15 protein-coding genes and 1 pseudogene are annotated in these 18,827 nt (G+C 69.0%); 10 read left to right on the top strand and 6 right to left on the bottom strand.

The features are described from left to right. Positions 1 to 21 precede the first annotated feature (21 nt). The 4 genes from ACH34S_RS09050 (at position 22) to ACH34S_RS09035 (ending at position 3,611) form a co-directional block, all read left to right on the top strand. Complete coding sequence (locus tag ACH34S_RS09050) at positions 22 to 447, top strand: hypothetical protein (RefSeq protein WP_395952021.1); 426 nt, start codon at positions 22 to 24, stop codon at positions 445 to 447. 223 nt (positions 448 to 670) lie between these two features. Next, positions 671 to 946 (top strand): hypothetical protein, encoded by a 276-nt coding sequence (locus ACH34S_RS09045; protein WP_395952020.1) that lies wholly within the window; start codon positions 671 to 673, stop codon positions 944 to 946. A gap of 243 nt (positions 947 to 1,189) precedes the next feature. Continuing rightward, the gene (locus tag ACH34S_RS09040; protein WP_395952019.1) at positions 1,190 to 1,612 is read left to right on the top strand and encodes a hypothetical protein; all 423 of its coding nucleotides are present in this window, start codon (positions 1,190 to 1,192) and stop codon (positions 1,610 to 1,612) included. 214 nt (positions 1,613 to 1,826) lie between these two features. Next, on the top strand, positions 1,827 to 3,611 hold the full coding sequence (locus ACH34S_RS09035; RefSeq protein WP_395952018.1) for a family 20 glycosylhydrolase: 1,785 nt from the start codon (positions 1,827 to 1,829) through the stop codon (positions 3,609 to 3,611). A 53-nt stretch (positions 3,612 to 3,664) separates the two neighbouring features. Here ACH34S_RS09035 and ACH34S_RS09030 read toward each other — a convergent pair whose 3' ends face one another. The 5 genes and pseudogenes from ACH34S_RS09030 to ACH34S_RS09010 all read right to left on the bottom strand — a co-directional run bounded on the left by ACH34S_RS09030 (position 3,665) and on the right by ACH34S_RS09010 (position 9,217). Next, the gene (locus ACH34S_RS09030) at positions 3,665 to 5,998 is read right to left on the bottom strand and encodes a hypothetical protein (protein ID WP_395952017.1); all 2,334 of its coding nucleotides are present in this window, start codon (positions 5,996 to 5,998) and stop codon (positions 3,665 to 3,667) included. Beyond that, the gene (locus tag ACH34S_RS09025; RefSeq protein WP_395952016.1) at positions 5,998 to 6,720 is read right to left on the bottom strand and encodes a hypothetical protein; all 723 of its coding nucleotides are present in this window, start codon (positions 6,718 to 6,720) and stop codon (positions 5,998 to 6,000) included. Before ACH34S_RS09025 ends, ACH34S_RS09030 begins: the two co-directional genes overlap by 1 nt. A gap of 171 nt (positions 6,721 to 6,891) precedes the next feature. Beyond that, entirely contained in the window at positions 6,892 to 7,656 is a 765-nt protein-coding gene (locus tag ACH34S_RS09020; RefSeq protein WP_395952015.1) for a hypothetical protein, read from the bottom strand. A 532-nt stretch (positions 7,657 to 8,188) separates the two neighbouring features. After that, a pseudogene (locus ACH34S_RS09015) lies at positions 8,189 to 8,580 on the bottom strand (ATP-binding cassette domain-containing protein); the annotation flags it as partial. A gap of 247 nt (positions 8,581 to 8,827) precedes the next feature. Next, on the bottom strand, positions 8,828 to 9,217 hold the full coding sequence (locus ACH34S_RS09010; protein WP_395952014.1) for a VOC family protein: 390 nt from the start codon (positions 9,215 to 9,217) through the stop codon (positions 8,828 to 8,830). Between the two features lie 154 nt (positions 9,218 to 9,371). Here ACH34S_RS09010 and ACH34S_RS09005 point away from each other — a divergent pair, with 154 nt between their 5' ends. The 3 genes from ACH34S_RS09005 (at position 9,372) to ACH34S_RS08995 (ending at position 14,480) form a co-directional block, all read left to right on the top strand. Continuing rightward, entirely contained in the window at positions 9,372 to 10,025 is a 654-nt protein-coding gene (locus tag ACH34S_RS09005; RefSeq protein ID WP_395952013.1) for a TetR/AcrR family transcriptional regulator, read from the top strand. 226 nt (positions 10,026 to 10,251) lie between these two features. Then, positions 10,252 to 12,342 (top strand): PQQ-binding-like beta-propeller repeat protein, encoded by a 2,091-nt coding sequence (locus ACH34S_RS09000; RefSeq protein ID WP_395952012.1) that lies wholly within the window; start codon positions 10,252 to 10,254, stop codon positions 12,340 to 12,342. After that, positions 12,339 to 14,480, top strand: a complete 2,142-nt coding sequence (locus ACH34S_RS08995; protein WP_395952011.1) for a PQQ-binding-like beta-propeller repeat protein — start codon at positions 12,339 to 12,341, stop codon at positions 14,478 to 14,480. Before ACH34S_RS09000 ends, ACH34S_RS08995 begins: the two co-directional genes overlap by 4 nt. A 155-nt stretch (positions 14,481 to 14,635) precedes the next feature. Here ACH34S_RS08995 and ACH34S_RS08990 read toward each other — a convergent pair whose 3' ends face one another. Beyond that, positions 14,636 to 15,412 (bottom strand): crotonase/enoyl-CoA hydratase family protein, encoded by a 777-nt coding sequence (locus tag ACH34S_RS08990; protein WP_395952010.1) that lies wholly within the window; start codon positions 15,410 to 15,412, stop codon positions 14,636 to 14,638. Positions 15,413 to 15,490: 78 nt separating this feature from the next. Between ACH34S_RS08990 and ACH34S_RS08985 the strand changes: the two genes are divergently transcribed. The 3 genes from ACH34S_RS08985 to ACH34S_RS08975 all read left to right on the top strand — a co-directional run bounded on the left by ACH34S_RS08985 (position 15,491) and on the right by ACH34S_RS08975 (position 18,800). Continuing rightward, entirely contained in the window at positions 15,491 to 16,723 is a 1,233-nt protein-coding gene (locus ACH34S_RS08985) for an acyl-CoA dehydrogenase family protein (RefSeq protein ID WP_395952009.1), read from the top strand. 101 nt (positions 16,724 to 16,824) lie between these two features. Further along, entirely contained in the window at positions 16,825 to 17,604 is a 780-nt protein-coding gene (locus tag ACH34S_RS08980) for an IclR family transcriptional regulator (protein ID WP_395952008.1), read from the top strand. An 8-nt stretch (positions 17,605 to 17,612) separates the two neighbouring features. Continuing rightward, on the top strand, positions 17,613 to 18,800 hold the full coding sequence (locus tag ACH34S_RS08975) for a CaiB/BaiF CoA transferase family protein (RefSeq protein WP_395952007.1): 1,188 nt from the start codon (positions 17,613 to 17,615) through the stop codon (positions 18,798 to 18,800). The last annotated feature ends 27 nt before the right edge of the window (positions 18,801 to 18,827 follow it).

Genomic DNA, 18,827 nt, shown 5'->3' with positions numbered 1-18,827 from the left:
AGATGACGACGCGAGGTTCCATTGCCGGAAAGCCGTGAACTACCGGACCTGCTTCAGGAGATTAAATGCGGCGAAGCGGAAGCAGCTCTCGACGCACTGTTTCACCTCCGCATGAAGATCTGCCCTCAAGGCGTTGCGGTCAACCAGCGGACCGCTGCCGCCCTGCCGATATTGATCGACATCATCGCGACCAATAAATCCGTCATTAGGAAGGAATTGATGCAACTCGTGGTTGAGATATCTCGTTCTTCGCATGCCTGGCGAAGTTCGGCCAGAAATGCTCAACCTGAATACGTTGGCAACTACGCCGATAAGATCGAGTGGGAAACTGCGGTGGATCGCGCGTTCGAGGAGGCAATGCCGGCCCTTGCTCGCCTTGAGTCGGACGTCGAGCCCGAGGTCGCCGCCATGGCGAGCGGCGTGGCTGGGCGGCATCGAAAGGCCTGACTGTGCAGGAGGCCGGGAAGCAGGTCTTAAGTACATCGACAGCCCCGACCTCGTGGCTGGGCTAGTCGAGTCTGTCCGCGAAATGCGCCATAAGGGGAAGAAGCGGCACTGAATACTTTCACGGGCAAGATGGCAGCGAGGCATGGATTCTCTAATGTCCGATTCGAATCTCTGGTGGGACCACCAGGGGAATATGCCAGCGCGATGATGGTGTTCTTCTGACATGCACAACGACGAGGCAATCATCGCTGAGATGCAGCGGATGGCTTTGCAAGGGGATTCTCCTACCAGGATCGCTGCGTGGCTGGTTGGGCAAGTCGATATCACAAAATTCTTCCACTTCATTCGGTATTTCTTTGAAGCCTTCATAATTCCAGTGGAGGTGCTGAGAGAAACTGAAGCGTGGGTCGGGTTTGGTCGGGGTGGCCCCCTCTCAGATGCCGAATTCGATCAACTCCTGAGTCCGCTCAAAGTTCGCCATGCCCCTCCTCATCACTGACTATTGACACCGACAGCACTCAGGGCACCAAACCCAGCATCCTCGTTGCCGCTGACACCACCCTTCTGAACCCCCGAGCAGAAGCAATGGACCCAAGTCGGCCGGCTCAAACCCGGCATGTGGCTCCGGACAAGCTCGGGCACCCACGTCCAGATCACCGCGGTCAAGGCCACCGTCGCACATGGGAACGGAGAACGTTGTGGGCAGGTTGCCGAATTTAGCCTATCCGCGAAGGAGGCTCTGATGGCCTCGATTCCGGACGAGTGGAAATGGGTGAGCGAACTCCCGCCGTCGTGGGAACCTCCGAAGGAACTGCGGTACCCGGCTAGATCCCCGCACCTCAACCTTGCTGTGATCTTGCTCGGCAGCGGGATCATAGGAAACGACATCATCAAGCTCGTAGGGGGACATGTGGCCCTCCAGGCCGAGTTCACGATCTGGGCAGAGCAACATGACCCCCCGAAGTCCTTCAAAGACAAGACTCTTTACGGTCTGCTGGCCCTCGAAGGAGTAGGGTCGGTCTATCGGTGCTGGCTGGAATATTCTGCAGTTTTTCATGCCTCCGGCGGGCTTGTCGGCACCTATGAAACCGAACGCGCGGCACTCGTGGCAGCGCTAGAGGACGCCATCAAGTCCATAAAAGACGCCATGAACGACACATCTTGACAACCATCCCAAGGTCCCCGAACGCCTTCACCTCGATGGCCGCACCCGAGGCTCGCGGCTGTGGCGGTGGTCGGCGCGGCGGCCGGTCGGCTGGTCGGCGCCTGGAACCGGGGTGGCGGGTCGGTCGGGCACGGAGAGCCCTTGACAGCGGGGCGGGGAGAGGTCTAACTGGCAACAAACCTTTCAATTACCCGCCGCTGAAGGGTCCGCTCCGATGAACACCGACCGGCTTCCACGCGCACGATCGCGCTCCAAGCAGCTCATGGTCATCCTCTCCGCGCTGGCGCTGTCAGTCGGCGGTGCGGGGCCGGTGGTGAGTGCGGGCGTTCATCCGGCGGCCGCCGCCCAGGTCGCGAGCATGCAGGACGTGGTTCCGGTGCCGGTCACGACCGAGCCGGCCACCGGCGCCGACCACACGATCACAAGCGACACGTCGATCTACGTCCAGCCCGGTTCGGCCGGGGTGGGCGACTATCTCGCCGCCCTCCTGCGCCGCTCGACCGGCTACCCGCTGCCGGTCAAGACCGCGCCCGCCACGCCCGCCGACGGCATATCGTTGCTGCTCACCGGCGCCGACCCGACCGTGGGCAACCAGGGCTACCAGCTTGAGGTCAAGGCGTCCGCGGTGGTGATCCGGGCGAATCAGCCCGCCGGGCTGTTCGCAGGCGTGCAGACGCTGCGGCAGCTTCTCCCGGCGGCGGTCGAGAGCACCAGTACGCAGCCGGGTCCCTGGCAGATCCCCGGTGGCCGCATCGTCGACCATCCGCGGTTCGCCTATCGCGGCGCCCACCTCGACGTCGCCCGCCATTTCTTCACCGTCGACGAGGTCAAGCGGTACATAGACGAGATCTCCCTGTACAAGATCAACCACCTGCACCTGCATCTGACCGACGACCAGGGCTGGCGGATACAGATCAACAGCTGGCCCCGGCTCGCGACGTACGGCGGCGAGCTCGAAGTCGGCGGCACCCCCGGCGGTTACTACACCCAGGACCAGTACCGGGACATCGTCGCGTACGCGCAGAGCCGCCACATCACCGTCGTTCCCGAGATCGACATGCCCGGCCACACCAACGCGGCGCTGGCCTCGTACGCGGAGCTCAACTGCAACGGCGTCGCGGTGCCGCGCCGCACCGACATCGCGGTCGGCTACAGCTCGCTGTGCATCAGCAAGGACGTCACCTACAAGTTCGTCGCCGACGTCATCCGCGAGGTCGCGGCGCTCACCCCCGGCCCCTACCTCCACATCGGCGGCGACGAGGCCAACTCCACGTCCCAGCAGGACTACAACACGTTCCTCAACAAGGTGCTGCCGCTCGTCCAGCAGCAGGGCAAGACCGCGATGGGCTGGCACGACATCGTCGACGCCACCCCGCCGACCTCGGCCGTGCCGCAGTACTGGCAGACGGGGACGTCGCACGCGGGCGTCCAGGCGGCCGCTCGCCGCGGCAACAAGATCCTCATGTCACCCGCCAACAAGGCCTACCTCGACATGAAGTACAACTCCAGCACGCGACTCGGGCTGAGCTGGGCCGGCTTCATCGAGGTGCAGACCGCCTACGAGTGGAACCCCGGTGCGTACCTGTCCGGCGTGACCGAATCGCAGCTGTTCGGCATCGAGGCGCCGCTGTGGTCGGAGACGCTGCAGAACATCGACGACATCGAGTTCATGGCCTTCCCCCGCCTGCCGGCCATCGCCGAGCTCGGCTGGTCGCCGCAGTCCACCCACAACTGGAGCGCCTTCCGGCAGCGGCTGGGCGCACAGGGACCGCGGTGGCAGGTCATGGGCATCGACTTCTACCGATCGAGCCAGGTGCCGTGGAAGACCGACGGCCCCCCGGGGACGTGCTCCGTACCCGAGTGGGAGTCTTCGGTGGCCTACACCGGTGGTCAGCAAGTGTCGTACAAGGACCGCACCTGGACCGCCAGATGGTGGACCCAGGGCGACGTCCCCGGCGAGAACTCCCAGGACGTCTGGACCGACAACGGCCCCTGCTGACGACCGGAGAACCAGCGCCCTGTGCGGTGGCCGGTCATGGGTCCGCCTATTCGTCAGATGTGAGCGTCGCGGGCGGCGTCGAAGATGCGGAGGCCCAGGTCCGCGAAGGTGCGGTGGACGTTGCCGCTGTTGTCGGGGCCCATCGACCTCGATAGATCCTCGATCGCCCGTGGTGACAGGAAGCTGAAGGCCGAGTCGTAGCTTCGGCACAGGTCCCTTAGTTCCTCGGGCTGTTTCGGGTCGGAACGGAACCAGGCGTCGATCGCGGCGCGGAAAGCCACGATGGTCTCCCGCAGCACGGTCCAGGTGCCGACCACCAGCAGGAAGTCCGATGTGACGTCTGTGATGCTCCGGTGCGCGGAGCGGTCGGCCTGGCCGCCGAACATCGACGCGATGACCTCTGTTTGCGGGGTCAGTTTCTCGAGCCGGTCGAGGGCGTCGGTGAACAGTGCGTCGACCTGCTCTGGCAGGACGCGGGGCTTTGTGGGCTCCGGTGAGTTTTCGGCGGGCCCGTGAAAATGCATATGAACGTCGCCGTGGATCGTCGGCTCGTTCAGCCCCGTCGTGGAGTCGTAGGAATTTCGTGCTCCCGCGACGCCCGACTCGGAAATCTGCTGGGTCAGCCGTGCGAGCTCGTTCAGCGACGCGGAGAGGGCCTCGGTGTCCTGGCGGTGGCTGTCGCCGAGGTCGGCGAGGACGCGGCGAACCTCGTCCCGCTCCTGCCCGACCGACTGGATCTCCCTGAGGATCTGCGACTGCTGCCGGCCCTGCCGGTCGATCTGCCGGCGCAGGACCTTCAGCTCGCTCTCCCGGTCGGCGGCCTCGAGCCGCTGCATGACGCCCTTGATCGCGGCGTCGAAGTCCTCGGCGAAGCGGCGCTGGCTGTGCACCAGCGGCGGACGGTCCCCGGCGCCGGAAAGGACGGGAATCGCGGTCTCGGCGAGGTAGCCGTTGACCACCAGCAGGACGGCGCGGTCCTCGCGGCCGTCCTTCACCTTCTCGACCTGCCTGGCCAGGGCCGAGCCGTCCTTCTGGCCGAGGACCGAGTCGGCGATCAGCACCGCGCAGCCGCCGCCGTCCTCGCCGTGGACGACCCAGAAGTCGGCGCTTGCCTTGGTGCCCTTCGGCGCGGCCTGTGCCTGGAACAGCCAGCCGCCGAGGTCCAGGACGCGGGCGATCTCGGAGCGAACGTCGTCGCGGGTGGCCAGCTGGAACTGCTCCCGGGCGACCTCCCGGATCATCGCCTGGGTCACGTTGGTGCCCTTCGCGAGTGCCATGCGGTAGCCGTGGTAGCAGAGCTTGACGATCGTGCGCGCGTTCCCGTTGGCCAGCGTCACCAGGTAGTCGATCGTCGCGTCGGTGAAGGGGGTGAGCTCGCGGGGGTGACCGGCGCGTTCCTGGCTGTCGAGGATGTACTGCCGCGTCTCGGCGGGGCTGAGCGCCGACGGGCGGACGATGCAGCCGACCCGCTGGCGCACGTCCTCCGGCAGGGCCTCCAGGAAGTCGGGCAGCCCGCACAGCACCAGGAACGCGCGCGCGGCGCCGAACACCTCCAGCAGTTTCTTGAACGCCCGCGCCGTGTCGGTCCCGGGGGAGTGCGGCGGGGAGAGCACCTTCTCCAGTTCGTCGATCACCAGCACGAACCGGCGGCTCTGCCGCCCGTACAGGAAGGCCACCACGCCGATGGCCTCCAGCGCGGCGGTGTCGGTGTCGATCGCCGTGGTGATCCCCCGCTCCACCAGTGCCTGATCGGGGACGTGACCGCACAGCCACTCCCAGACCGCGTACTCGAACTCGGGCTGCAGGAACAGCGTGAGCGCCGTGGCGAACGCCTCGTTCTCGGTGATGGCCCCCAGCCGTTCCCGAAGCGTCTGGACGAACGCGCTCTCCATGAGGCCGAGGCGTTCGATGACCGCCTCGGCCTGGACCTTGCGGTCGCGCAGCCGTTGCGCGGCGTGGTCGGTCAGCTTCGACTGGGAGAGCGAGTCCGCGACGAGGTCCGCGTAGTAGTCCTGGACCCGCTGCCGCAGTTCGTCCTTGGTCAGCTCGGCCATGAAGCGTTGCTTGTAGAGGGCCAGGAAGGTGTCGGCGGGCGCGTCCAGATAGAGGTGCCGGACGTCCTGGCCGGCGGCCCGCGAAATGTGCCGCAGGAGTTCCAAGGCCAGGTGGGTCTTGCCCATGCCGTACTCGCCGACCACGGCGACCACGTTGCCCGAGGCGGCCTTTGCCCCGCCGCCGGCGTTCCAGCCCGCGAGGTAGTCGTCGGCGAAGGACAGCGCCTGCTGGATGGCCGCGGTCGGGACGGTGATGAGGTCGTCGGACAGCGCCGAGCGCCGGGCGACGGCGGCGGCCGGGAACGGGTTGCCCGTGCTCCGCGCGGCGTTCACTAGTACTCCGCCGTGCGGTACGCGTAAGTCATGAAGTCCTCGAAGGTCAGGTCGGTCTTGCCATGCTCGACGGCGTACTGCCACATGCCCCGCATCAACCGCTGCAGCCCGGTGACCGTCATCGGCTGAACTCCCAGGTTGCGCTCCTGGACGACCTTGCGCATGGTCTCCTCGGTGACGGCGGGCGAGGAGCCGTCCGCGACGAAGTGGCTCAGATACGCCCAGCCGTCCTCCACGTCCAGCGTGCCGACGCTGAGCCAGAGCGGCGGCGCATCCGGGGACAACAACCGCACCCCGTCCCTGGCGACGCCCTCGTACGAGGTCTCGGTGAAGAACAGAAGGTTGGGCTCGGCGGCCAGGTGCCCGAAGCGGACCAGTTCCTCGGCCACCGACGACTGCGGCAGCAGCAGGACCAAGATCCAGCTCTTGGGCCTGAGCAGCCGTGAGAGGGTGTCATAGGCCTGCACGGGCGGCTCGTCGATCTGCTCGCTCAGCAGATCGAGCTCATGCCTCTCGAAGATCCCGGAGAACCTGAGCTCGTGCAGGAGCCGCTTCCAGACGTCCCGCATGCGGACATCGATCGATGCACCCTTCGCGTCGTCCCGGGTCAGATTGGTGATCCCGACCTGGTGGCCGGCGGGCGGGTGGTCCTTCAGCCAGTGCGCGCACCGGTGGATCAGCGAGGTCTTACCGCACTTGCTACCGCCCGAGACCAGCACCATCCGTCCCCTCCCCAGAAGTGGGCCGCAGTCTGGAAGCCCCCGCTGGAACTCCTCGAAAGCGTGCTGAGCATGGTCCACGGCGGCATAGTGGCCGCCATGCTCCGGGGACTTCCAAGGGCACAGCGGCCCAAGCTCGGGGAACGGGATCACCTTCGCTCCTTCAGGATCACGTCATGCCCTCATCTCGGAGTGAGGACGGCCTGGACGCTCCAGCGCCAAGGCCAGTTCCTCGCAGCCGTCCCGCAGGACGCCCAGCGCCCTGTCGATGGTCAGGCCACGGGCCGCGCGGTCGCCGGGCGACGTGCCGCCCCACCCGCCGCTGAGCGCATCGCCCAGCGGAGCGGTCGCCAGCTCGATGCGAAGCTTGGTGGGGACGCGCCACTTCTTCCGCAAGAGCTCGTAGCGGCGCAACTGCGCGTCCAGCTCGGCCCGGGTCCTGGCGACCGCCGCGTCAGAAGGCAACGGGCCGGCGCTGTACGCGGCCCACGCCTGCGCGTATTCGGAGGCCGCCGAGCTGTACTCGCGTACGGCGCGGCGCAGCCCGTCGGCCCGGAGCATGCCGGTGTCGCGCGCGCTGCGCCAGTCGCCCACGAACATGGTGAGCCCCGCCCCCACCAAGGCAGCGAGCAGGATTTTCAGCAGTTCCGACACGCTCAGGCCGCCCGAGCCGCCTCCGCTCGAACCGCCTCGCGCTGACGCCTCGTACAGCGCGTTGCACACCCGGTCGAAGGCCTTGGGATTCTGCTTGCGCCAAGTGTCCAGGGACATCGCCTTGCCCGCGACCGTGACGTGAGTACGAGCTGTGGCTCGTCCTCCGACCCCCAGAGTGACCGCCGCGTTGACCAGCTCAACCTGGTGCGTGGGGTCGAGGCAGTAGACGAGGCGGGCGTCCTCGGCAGTGTCCGTGGTGGCGGCCGCGGCGGGATCGTCGGTCAAGAAGACGGAGACGGATATGAGAAGGGTGAGGAGCGCATACCGAACCGGCCCAAGCCCCCGCATTGCTGCCCTTCCGTCCCAGCGTGGGTGAACCATATCGGGCGATTCGGCGGCTCGCCATGCACTACGCCTGACCCGAGACGGCCGGGCCAGAACCGGCCTTCACGCACGCAGCCCCCGCCCAGGAAGTGGTTCCCGTGCTCCCTTGTCCTGGGCCGTGAGGAGCCTGAGAAGCATGCCTCTGGATGCGGAGCCCACGGTTGACTCGGCTTTCTAAATGCTCGAATCTTCCCCGTGTGGAGCTCACCAGGCATCGGTCGGAGTGGTCGTCTCTGCACACCATCCCAGTGAGTGCCGGTCTTCCGGCAGGACCGTGACTACCGGCTTTCTGCGAACCATCTCCGCGTGTGCGGGGCCGACCTCAGCCGCGACCAACTCGCGGCCCCCTCTCAGTCTCTTTGTTCGGATCAGGTGGTCGGGGGGCCCGCGTGGGCCGGGCGCGGGACTCCCCGCGCCCGGCCGCAGCAGGGGGTCAGGCCGCCGCTTGGTGCGTGGCGATGCGGCCGTCGCGCAGTTCGAGGTGCGATCCGGTGAACCGGGACCGCATCCGGCGGTCGTGGGTGACGACTACCAGGGCGCCCTGGTAGTCGGCCAGCGCTTCTTCCAGCTCCTCGATGAGGGCGGGTGCGAGGTGGTTGGTGGGTTCGTCGAGGAGCAGCAGGTCCACCGGGTGGCTCACCAGCCGGGCCAGCTCGATCCGGCGCCGCTGTCCGTTGGAGAGTTCTCCCACGCGCAGGCGCAGATCGCGGTCAACTCGCCGCTCTCGAAGCGCTCCTGCCGGGCGATGAGTCGGAGCAGCGTGGACTTTCCAGAGCCGTTGTCGCCGATGACACCGACCTTCTCGCCCGGCTTGACGGTGAGGCTCACCCGGTCGAGTACGACGTGGTCGCCGTACCGCTTGGTGATGTCGCGAAGAATCAGTTGTGAGGTACGCATGGCGCTGTTCCCCTGTTCTCGGCCGGGCCGGTCGATGTCGTTCGATGACGTTTCCGTGCGCGCCGCGCGAGGCGGGGCGCAGCAAGGCCGGCCAGGGGGTAGCGGAGGTCCTATGGGATGTCTCCTCTGTGCGGGAGTAGGGCGTGACGGCGGCGACGTGGGATCGCTCGTGGGATCAGGGAGCGGCCGGTTCGGCCCACTCGACGAACTGGACGATCACGCCGTTGGGGTCAGTGACCTGGAAGAGGCGTTCGCCCCAGGGTTCCTCCCGCAGCGGCATGGTGATGTCCACGCCCGCGGCGTGCAGGCGCTTCTCCTCGTCCTGGATGCCGGTGGTGGTGAAGGCGAGAATCAGGCCGGAGGCGTGCCGGTCGCGCTGGTCGGCCGGCAGGACCTGGGTGCCGCGGGCGAGCAGGACGATGTCTACCGCCGCATCCTGGCGGGCCAGGGAGGCGAAGCCCTCGGCGGCGGCCTGCTCGGTGTAGCCCAGGTGGGTGGTGAAGAACCGCTGGGAGGCGGCGACGTCGTCGACGGTGAGCGAGACGGTGGAGGCGGTGATCTGCAATGGGTCTCCTCGGTGGTTTCCGCTAGGGGGAGTTTCGGGTGCCGGTCGGATCCGGGTCGGGCTAGCCGCGATCCAAAAACTTACGACGGACGTAAACTTAGCCTGGTTCCCTGATAGTGTCAACATAAAAATACTATGAGCGTAAGATTGCCCCATGACTACCGACGCCACCTCGTCCGCACCCACCTCCGGCCTGCGGGAATCGAAGAAGCAGGAGACCCGGCGGCTCATCTCCGACCACGCCACCCGCCTGTTCATCGCCCAGGGCTTCGAGCAGACCACCATCGCCGAGATCGCCGCCGCCGCACGGGTCGCCAAGAAGACGGTGACCAACTACTTCCCGCGCAAGGAAGACCTGGCCCTGGACCACCAGGACGCCTTCATCGCCTCCCTGGCCCGCACCGTGACCGCCCGCCGATCCGGCGAGTCGGCCCTGACCGCGCTTCACCGAGCATTCACCGCCGCGGCCACGGCCGCCGACCCGGTCGCCGGGTTCTCCGGCCCCGACTTCGCCCGCATGATCGCCGACAGCCCCACCCTCTCCACCCGCCTGCGCGACCTGCACGACCTGCGCGAGGCGGCCCTGGCCGACGCCCTGACCGAGGCCACCGGCGCCACCCGCGACGACATCACCCCCCGCGCCGCCGCCGCCCTGCTGGGCGCCGTCCACCGCACCCTGTTCCAGCGCATCCAGGAACTCACCCTCGCGGGCCAGGACAACGCCCGGATCTCCGCCACCGTCACCGCCGAGGCCGACCGCGCATTCGCCCTGCTGGAGCCCTCACTCGCCGACTACGCCCCGGCGTGATCCGATCGTCGCCCGTAGGTGGCGTGTGGCGGCAAGCGTGAACCGCCCAACGGCCGCCCCGCTCCAAGAGCCCCTGGTGGACGAACCAGGGCGTAGCGGCGAGCGCACCGTCGTTGGTGGGCGTCCTCGGCTCCACCAGGGCCGGGGACTGGTTGAGGTGGGAGAGCTGAACTGCGCCGGGTTGTGTGCGTCCTCATGAACGTATAGATACATATGTTCATTTGAAGTGGGGGTGGGCGTGCGGTCGCTGCAACCGGGGGACCCCGTGTGGGTCGGGCCGTACCGGATCCTCGCCCGGCTCGGCGCGGGCGGGATGGGGATCGTCTTTCTCGCGCGGTCGCCGGGCGCCCGCCTGGCCGCACTGAAGCTCATCCGGCGGGAGTTCGCCGACGACGCGGCCTTCCGGGTGCGATTTCGCCGCGAGGTCGCCGCCGCGAGCAAGGTGAGTGGGCTGTACACGGCCCCGGTGCTGGACTCCGACGCCGACGCGCCACAGCCCTGGTTCGCCGCCGGCTACGTCCCTGCGCCCACGCTCAGCGAGGCCCTCGCGAGCGTCGGAACGTTGCCCGAGCCCGCCGTCCGGGCTCTGGGCGCGGGACTGGCGGAAGCGCTGCGAGCGATCCACGGGGTCGGCCTGGTGCACCGCGATCTGAAGCCCGGCAACATCCTGCTGGCCGAGGACGGCCCCAAGATCATCGACTTCGGGATCGCCAAGGTCACCGACGACACGCGGCTCACCCGCACCGGCGCCATGATCGGCACGCTGGCCTACATGGCTCCCGAGCAGATTGCCGGAAGCGCGGACGCCGGGCCCGCGGTGGACGTGTTCTCGCTGGGGGCCGTGCTGGTCTACGCGGCCTCGGGGGCCAAGCCGTTCGGCGAGCGGGACCCGGCCAGAGTGCTTTACGAGGTCATGTACGAAGAGCCGTGCCTCGACGGCGTGCCCGCGTCACTGCGTGAACTGCTGGCCGCCTGCCTGGCCAAGGAGCCGGCCGAACGTCCCGCCCTGGAGTCCGTGCTCGCCGCACTGACCCCTGCCGATCCCCAGGCACTGAACTCACCCGCGCTGCGTCAGGAGGTGGCGGCCAGGGAGGCCGAGGCGACCAAGGTGGCGTCGGAGCCGGTCACGCCCCCACCGCCGCTGCGGGTCGATGACACGGAGGCGGGCAGGGTCGGGCGACGCCGGTTCCTGGGACTGGCTGGTGCGGTCGCCGTCGCCGGCATCGGCGCGGGGACGACGGGCTGGGTGCTGACCCGCGGGAGATCCAAGCCCGCCAGGCCCGCTCCCCGCGCCACCGCCCCCGCCGCGGCGCCCCCGCCCGCGTGGACGTTCACCCCGCCTCGGCCTGTCACCGGGACGTCGATGGTGCTGGTGGCGGACGGTGTCGTGCTGTGGGGCGGCGAACAGGAGATGTACGGGGTGGACGCCGGCTCAGGGCGGCAACTGTGGGCGAAGGACAAAGCCAACGCCGCGTACTCGGGCAACCCCGCCCGCGGATCGACGTTCGTCGTCCTCGGCGGCGTGGTCGGCGACTTCGAGGACCAGACGATCACGCTGGTCGATGCTCCGACCGGCAGGACCACGAACCTTCCCACGCCGCGCGACGTCAACCCCTCGTCCGTCCTCGGTGTGGTCGGCGACACGGTCATCGTGCGTTCGAGCAGGGACGTCTGGGCGCTGGATCTGACCAGCGGCGAGATTCGGTGGCACCTCTCCGGCGAAGGGCTGACCTCCGGAGCGGTCGACCAGTCCAGCCTCTACCTCAGTACCGAGCCTTCCCTCACCGCCCTGGACCCCGCCACGGGCCGCAAGCGCTGGGTCCGCGCATGGTACGAAAGCGGCGGCAACCGGGACGGGCGGAGCCTGGACATCGTGGTCGCCGGCGGACGGGTGTTCGGTAACTTCGGCGACACCCTCCAGGCGGTTGACACCGCCACCGGGAGGCCCGTGTGGTCGCGAGACGCAGACAAGCAATTCGACACCGTCGTTCCCGCAGGCGCCAACGTGATCTTCAAGGAAGAGGTTCTCCAGGCCTACGACCAGGCGACCGGCGCCGCCCGGTGGACGCTGGCCGGTCCAGAACCGTTCGCCGACGACCGGGGACACGTCGCGGCGACCGGCGGCCTCGTCGCGGCCGCCTTCAACGACCCGGCAGGCCCGTCCCAGGGCATTCTCGTCGCCGGGACCGATGGCCGGGCACTGTGGGCGCACCGGGGGCCGGCGGACACGCAGCGCGGCTGGGAGGTCGCGGCGTCCGGCTCGTCGGTCTTCGCGACCGACCACGAGCGGCTCTACCGCTTCCAGGCGGGGCGATGACGGCGGCGGCGCTGGAGCCCGGCGACCCCGAACGCATCGGGCGGTACCGCCTGCTGCGGCGCCTGGGCGAGGGCGGCATGGGGGTGGTCTACCTGGGCGCGTCCCCGGCGGGACGGGCGGTGGCCATCAAGGTCCTGCGGCCCGAGCTCGCCGGAGATCCCGGTTTCCGCGCCAGATTCCGGGGTGAGGTCGAGGCCGCCCAGAAGGTCAGCGGCGCGTTCACCAGCCCGGTCGTCGAGGCCGAACCCGACGGCACCGTCCCGTGGCTGGCGATCGCGTACGTCAACGGCCTCAGCCTGAAGGAGACGATCGAACGGTACGGACCCATGCCCGAGGCGCCGCTGCGCACCCTCGGCGCCGGGCTGGGCGAGGCCCTGGTCGCCATCCACGAGGCGGGCCTGCTGCACCGCGACCTCAAACCAGCCAACATCCTGCTCGCCAAGGACGGCCCCAAGGTCATCGACTTCGGCATCAGCAAGGCCGCCGGCACCGCCACGCTCACCGCGGAGGGCCAGTTCATCGGCTCTCCCGGCTACATGTCCCCCGAGCAGATCCACGGAGCACGGCTCACGCCGGCCGCCGACGTGTTCGCCTACGGCGCCGTGCTGGCCTTCGCCGCCACCGGCCGCCCGCCGTTCGGCAGGGACGCGGTTCCCACGATCATCCATCGGACCCTGCACGAAGAACCCGACCTGCGCGGCGTCCCGGCTTCCCTGGCGCAGCTGGTGAGCGCCTGCCTCAGCCGGGATCCCGACCGGCGCCCGCCCGCGAAGTTGCTGCCGACGCTGCCGGCCGCCCAGCCGGTCACGCCCGGCTGGCTCCCGGACGACATGGGCGACGTGTTGCAGCAGCGGGAGGACACCCTCGTCCTGGATCTGCGAACGGTCGCCGTCGCCCGCACCAGGCGACGGCTGCTGGCCGGCGGGGCCGCCATCGCCGGGCTCGCCGCCATCGGCGGCGGAACCGCCGCGGCACTGGCCGCGACCCAGGACGCGAAGGGACACCGGCTCGCCCCGCCGAAGCTGCTGTGGCGAACCTCGATCCAGGACGAGGACGACATAACTCTCCTGGTCCGCTCTCGATCGATCATCTCGACCGCCCGCAAGGTCTTCGAGGACGATTCCCGCGGCTACTCGCTGGCCACCGGACGGCAGATCTGGTCGCAAACCGGCGAGATGGCCGCCGGGCCGACGCTCATCTATACGACGGCCAACTCCGAAGGCACGGTCGTCGCCATGGACGAGTCCCAGACGGTCGAGTGGACCTACAACGCACCGGAGAAATATCGGTATCCCGAACTCATGATTTCGGCCAACGAACTGCTGGCCCTCAGCGGGGATCAGACGATCACCGGCCTGGATCCCGGCACCGGCCGCCGGCTCTGGATTCGCCAGTGGCCGCAGGCGTCGTACACCGTTCTCTACGGCATCCAGGGCCGCACCCTTCTCGGCGAGGCAGCCAGGGAGAAAGGCGAGAGCCGACACATCGCTCTCGACATCACGACGGGCGCGGTCCGGTGGTCCAGTCCGCGCGAGACGATGCTCATGGTGCCGGGTAACGGTGACCTGATCTTCAGGAGCCCTTCTCACACCACTCTCGACGCGCTGTCGGTCGACACCGGCCAGAAGGTCTGGAGCGCCGACCTCCCCAACGCCGCAAGGGACCCAGACGGCAAGAACGCGCTCTTGCTCAACGTGACCGTGGCCAACGGACTGGTCTACATGAACGGGCCGACCATCTACGCCCTGGACGCGGCCACCGGCCGGCAGCGGTGGACCTACACGCCGACCCCACCCGGTGGCCGGGCAGGAAACTTCCTGGTCGACGGGAGATACGCCTACGTCCTGGACAGCCCACAACTGGTCGCCCTCGATGCCCGCACCGGCAGGCGTCTCTGGTCCGCCGACACCCCCGCGCCCGGCACCGCCCCACTGGTCGTTGCCGGCGGGCTGATCTGCCTCGGCGTGGCAGGCGGCACGGGCTCGGGGCTCTACGCCTGGGACGCCAAGACAGGGCGAATCATCTGGAACTACCCCGTAACAACCCCTGCCTCCAACAGGCAATGGGAACTCAGCACCAACGGCCACACCCTCGCCGCCGCACATGGCAACACACTGCTCGCCTTCCACCTCGCCTGAGCCCAAGCCCTCGGTGCGGCGTTTCTGGGTCCGCCAGGCCGAGGTCGATAACGGAAAGCTCCGAGGACCACGACCGGCGACGTGCAGCGGATCCGATGTACCCCGAGTATCGCTGTGTCGGCATACCGAGTTGTTGTGGGCGTTTGAGGTTCTGCCTATCGGCCCTGCCAGACGGGGGCTCGTTTCTCCTTGAAGGCGAGGGCGCCCTCGCGGGCGTCGGCGGAGTCGAAGACCGGGGCGAGGATCTCGCCTTGGCGGCGGAACGCCTCGTCGGGCTGCCAGCCCGGCGCCTCGGTGATGATCTGCTTCGCCGCGGACACTGCCATCGGGGCGTTCGCCGAGATGGTGCGCGCGAGGTCCTGGGCGACCTTCAGTGCCCGGCCCGGCTCGGTCAGCCGGTTCACCAGCCCGTAGGCGTGGGCGTCCGCGGCGGTGATCGGGTCGCCGGTGAGCAGCAGTTCCAGGGCGCGGCCGCGCGGCAGGTGGTGCGGAAGGCGGAGTGCTCCGCCGCCACGGGCCACCAGTCCGCGCTTGACCTCGGGCAGGCCGAGGACGGCGGTCGAGGAGGCGACCCGGAGGTCGCAGGAGAGCAGGATCTCGAACCCCCCGCCGAGCGCCCAGCCTTCCACGGCCGCGATCAGGGGCTTTGACGGCGGGCGCTCCACGATGCCGGCAAAACCACGGGTCGCCGAGCGGGCGGTCTCGCCGCGGGCGAACGCGTCCAGGTCGAGTCCAGCGCAGAACGTGCCGCCGGCGCCCGTGATCACGCCCACCCGCAGCGCGTCGTCGTCCTCCAGCCGGTCCAGTGCCGCGGAGACGGCCTCGGCGACCGGACGGTTGACCGCGTTGCGCTTCTCGGGCCGGTTCAGCGTGATCGTGAGGATCCCCTCGTGCGCGTCCACCAGGACGGCGGCACCTGTGTCCTTCTCCATGTGTCCTCCTCGGACGTCCCAGGCTGGCCCGGCCATGTTATTCTATATTCAGAACGGCGTTCAAAAAGGGAGTTGGTCATGGCGATGACCGGATTGTCCGAGGAGACGTCCGCGATCCTGAGCGGCCTGGAGGGCTTCCTTCAGGCAGAGGTCTTCCCGCTGCACGAGGAGCACTCGGCCGTCCTCAACGACCCGCGCCGCCGCTACGACGACACCGGGCGGCACGTGCCCCAGGTCGAGGAGCTTCGCCGCCAGGTCCGTACTTCGTCCGCGGAGGCCGGTTTCTTCACGATGACCGCACCGGAGGATCTCGGCGGCGGCGGTCAGGGAGCCGTCACGACGTATGCCGCCTGGGAGCTGATCTACCGGCTGAGCGGGCCGCATCGCTGGCTCGCCCATGAGGCGCTGGCGCATTGGGCGACCGGCCCGAGCTTTGTCTTCGGGCTGGTCTCCGCGGACGTTCGCGATCGGGTGCTGCCGGGCTTGATGTCCGGCGAGAAGACGATGTGCTTCATGATGTCGGAGCCCGAGGCGGGGTCCGACGCCTGGTCGATGCGGACCAGGGCGGTGCCCGACCCGTCCGGCGGATGGCGTTTGACCGGCACCAAACAGTGGACGACGAACGGTCCCTACGCCGATTACGGCCTCGTCTTCGCGGTGACCGACCCGGCCGCGCTGGCCGAGCGCAGCGGCGGCCTCTCTGCCTTCCTCGTCGACGCGGACGCGCCCGGGCTCCGGGTGGACAGCGTCATCGGCCTGTACGGCGAGAGCGGCGGCAACCACGCGATCATTTCGCTCGACGACGTCCCCGTGGCGGCCGAGCTGCTCGTGGGTGAGGAGGGCCGGGCGGCCGGCATCGGCCTGGGCGGGATCAGCCTGGGCCGGATGTACAACTGCGCCAAGTCCGTCGGGCTGGCGCGCTGGGCGCTCGACCAGGCGCTCGACTACGCCTCGGAGCGGCGCTCCTTCGGGAAGGTGCTGGCCGAGCACCAGGGAGTGATGTTCCCGCTGGCGGAATCGGCGACGTACGTACACGCCGCGCACGTCCTCGGCCTGGACACCGCCGCCCGGATCGACGCCGGCGAAGGCGCCCTCAAGGAGTCGGCGATGTGCAAGATCCTCTCCACCGAGATGGCGACTCGGACGATCGACCGGGCGATGCAGACCCTGGGCGGGATGGGCATCACGACCGAGGTGGGGATGGCCGAGGCATGGCAGATGGTCCGCACCGTCCAGATCGCCGACGGGTCCGCGGAGATCCTGCGCCGGCTCGTCGCCCGCCGCCTGCTCGCCGGTGAACGTGATCTTTGATTCCGGAGAGGAGGGCGGCGCACGTCTGGGATCATTTCTCCTGGCTGTATCGCGCGTTGTGGAAGCGCTGTTGACCACGTGGCCCCGAAAGGACGACATCCATGGCCGATGACAAGGACCGGGCACCCGCGGTGACACGTGCCTTCGCGGTGCTTGGCGCCTTGGCGCAGGGTGGACCCTCGGTGCTCGCCGACATCGTGGAGACGACCGGCATCAACAAGAGCACGGTCTTCTACATCCTGCGCACCCTCACCAACCTTGAGGCCGTCGACTATGACGAGCGGATGCGCACCTACCGGCTCGGCCCGGCCCTGCTCGAGCTGGGCGCGGCGGCGAGCGGTCAGTTCGGCGAGCTCTCCCTGGCCCGCCGTTACCTCGGTGAGCTGCTGGAGAAACTGCAGGCCACCATCGTGATCTACCGGCGGGTGAGCACCGAGGAGATCTCGCTGCTGGACAAGCTGGAGCGCCCCCACCGGGTCCGGATCACCCTTCAGCCGGGCGAGCGGATCCCGATCCAGGGCGGCTCGTTCGGTCGCGCGTTCCTCGCCTACGAGGACCCGCACTCGCTCGAGTTGGTCCTGCGGCACGGGCTGCAGGCCTTCACCCCCAAGAGCCTCACCGACGTCGCGGCGTTCCGGCGGGAGCTGGAGCTGGTCCGCGAGCGCGGATGGGCGGTCGACCACGAGGGATACGCGCTCGGCATCTCCACGGTCGCGGCCCCGATCTTCGACGCCGACGGGCGGGTCACCCTGGTGGTGGCCGCGGTGGTCTTCTCCAATCTCATCGACGACGACACCGCGGCCGAGTACGGCGCCCAGCTGCGCCAGGTCTGCGACCGGATCGGCGAGGTCAGCATGCAGTCGCGGCAACTCAGTAGGTAGGTACCGGTTTGGCCCTGTTCCCGACGTTCGTTCCTCCGACCGGAGAGCAGGCGCTCACCGGCATCCGCGTGGTCTTCCCCACGGCGCTGGGCCCGGTGCCGTTCGCGGCGATGCTGCTCGCGGACCTGGGCGCCGAGGTGATCCGTATCGACCGCGCCGGGGCCGCCGGGGTGATCGGCACGGCGCTGGCCGATGATCCGCGGACCCGTGGCCAGCGCTCGATCGGAATAGACCTGAAGCATCCGGAGGGGCGCGCGATAGCCACCCGGCTCGCAGCCTCCGCGGACGTCCTCCTCGAAGGCATGCGTCCGGGGGCGATGGAGCGCCTGGGCCTGGGGCCGGCGGACCTGCACACGGTCAATCCGCTGCTGGTCTACGGCCGGGCGACCGGCTGGGGACAGGACGGACCGCTCGCCCAGACCGTCGGGCACGACATCAACTACATCGCTCGTTCCGGGGCGCTGCACCCGATCGGTGACCCCGACCGGCCGCCCGCCGTCCCGCTGAACCTCGTGGCCGACTTCGGCGGCGGTGGCGCCTACCTGGTGCTCGGCGTGCTCGCGGCGCTCATCCAGCGCGAGCGGACCGGACGGGGCCAGGTGATCGACTGCGCGATGGTCGACGGCGCGGCGTCGCTGACCACGATGATCCACGCCATGCTCGGCTCCGGCGCCTGGCGTCCGGAGCGCGGCGCCAACCTGCTGGACGGGGCCGCGCCCTTCTACCGCACCTACGGCACGGCCGACGGCCGGTACGTCGCGGTGGGTGCGATCGAGCCCGCCTTCTACCGTGCGCTCATGGACGGCCTCGGCCTTGATCCGGCCCAGTGGCCACAGCACGACCGGTCCCGCTGGGCGGAGCAGCGGATCGCGATGGCCGAGATCTTCGCCTGCCGGACCCGGGCCGAATGGGTGGAGCGGTTTCGCGGGACCGACGCCTGCGTCACCGCGGTCTCCACTCCGGCCGAGGCGGTCGCCGACCCCGAGCTCGCCGTGCGCGAGGTCTTCGTGGACTGGGACGGCGTGCCGCAGCCGGCGCCCGCGCCGCGGCTCTCGGCGAGTCCCGCGGTGGCCCGGCCCCGGTGCGGGCAGGCGGCGGACACCGCCGAACTGCTCGCGGAGCTGGGCCTGGACAGGGCGGAGATCGACGGGCTCTGCGACGCCCGTGCGGTCTTCCGCGCGCCCGGGCGTCCTTGACCTCGGCCACGCGACGCTCGTATTCTC

Source organism: Actinomadura sp. 3N508, assembly GCF_044326375.1.
In the GTDB taxonomy this organism is placed as follows: domain Bacteria; phylum Actinomycetota; class Actinomycetes; order Streptosporangiales; family Streptosporangiaceae; genus Spirillospora.
This window is presented reverse-complemented; position numbering and strand designations above follow the sequence as displayed.

What these genes read in the sequence shown, in the direction of transcription:
- ACH34S_RS09045 (WP_395952020.1), top strand. Translation starts at nt 671, where the DNA reads ATGCACAACGACGAGGCAATCATCGCTGAGATGCAGCGGATGGCTTTG.
- ACH34S_RS09040 (WP_395952019.1), top strand. Translation starts at nt 1,190, where the DNA reads ATGGCCTCGATTCCGGACGAGTGGAAATGGGTGAGCGAACTCCCGCCG.
- ACH34S_RS09035 (WP_395952018.1), top strand. Translation starts at nt 1,827, where the DNA reads ATGAACACCGACCGGCTTCCACGCGCACGATCGCGCTCCAAGCAGCTC.
- ACH34S_RS09025 (WP_395952016.1), bottom strand. Translation starts at nt 6,720, where the DNA reads ATGGTGCTGGTCTCGGGCGGTAGCAAGTGCGGTAAGACCTCGCTGATC.
- ACH34S_RS09005 (WP_395952013.1), top strand. Translation starts at nt 9,372, where the DNA reads ATGACTACCGACGCCACCTCGTCCGCACCCACCTCCGGCCTGCGGGAA.
- ACH34S_RS08995 (WP_395952011.1), top strand. Translation starts at nt 12,339, where the DNA reads ATGACGGCGGCGGCGCTGGAGCCCGGCGACCCCGAACGCATCGGGCGG.
- ACH34S_RS08990 (WP_395952010.1), bottom strand. Translation starts at nt 15,412, where the DNA reads ATGGAGAAGGACACAGGTGCCGCCGTCCTGGTGGACGCGCACGAGGGG.
- ACH34S_RS08985 (WP_395952009.1), top strand. Translation starts at nt 15,491, where the DNA reads ATGGCGATGACCGGATTGTCCGAGGAGACGTCCGCGATCCTGAGCGGC.
- ACH34S_RS08980 (WP_395952008.1), top strand. Translation starts at nt 16,825, where the DNA reads ATGGCCGATGACAAGGACCGGGCACCCGCGGTGACACGTGCCTTCGCG.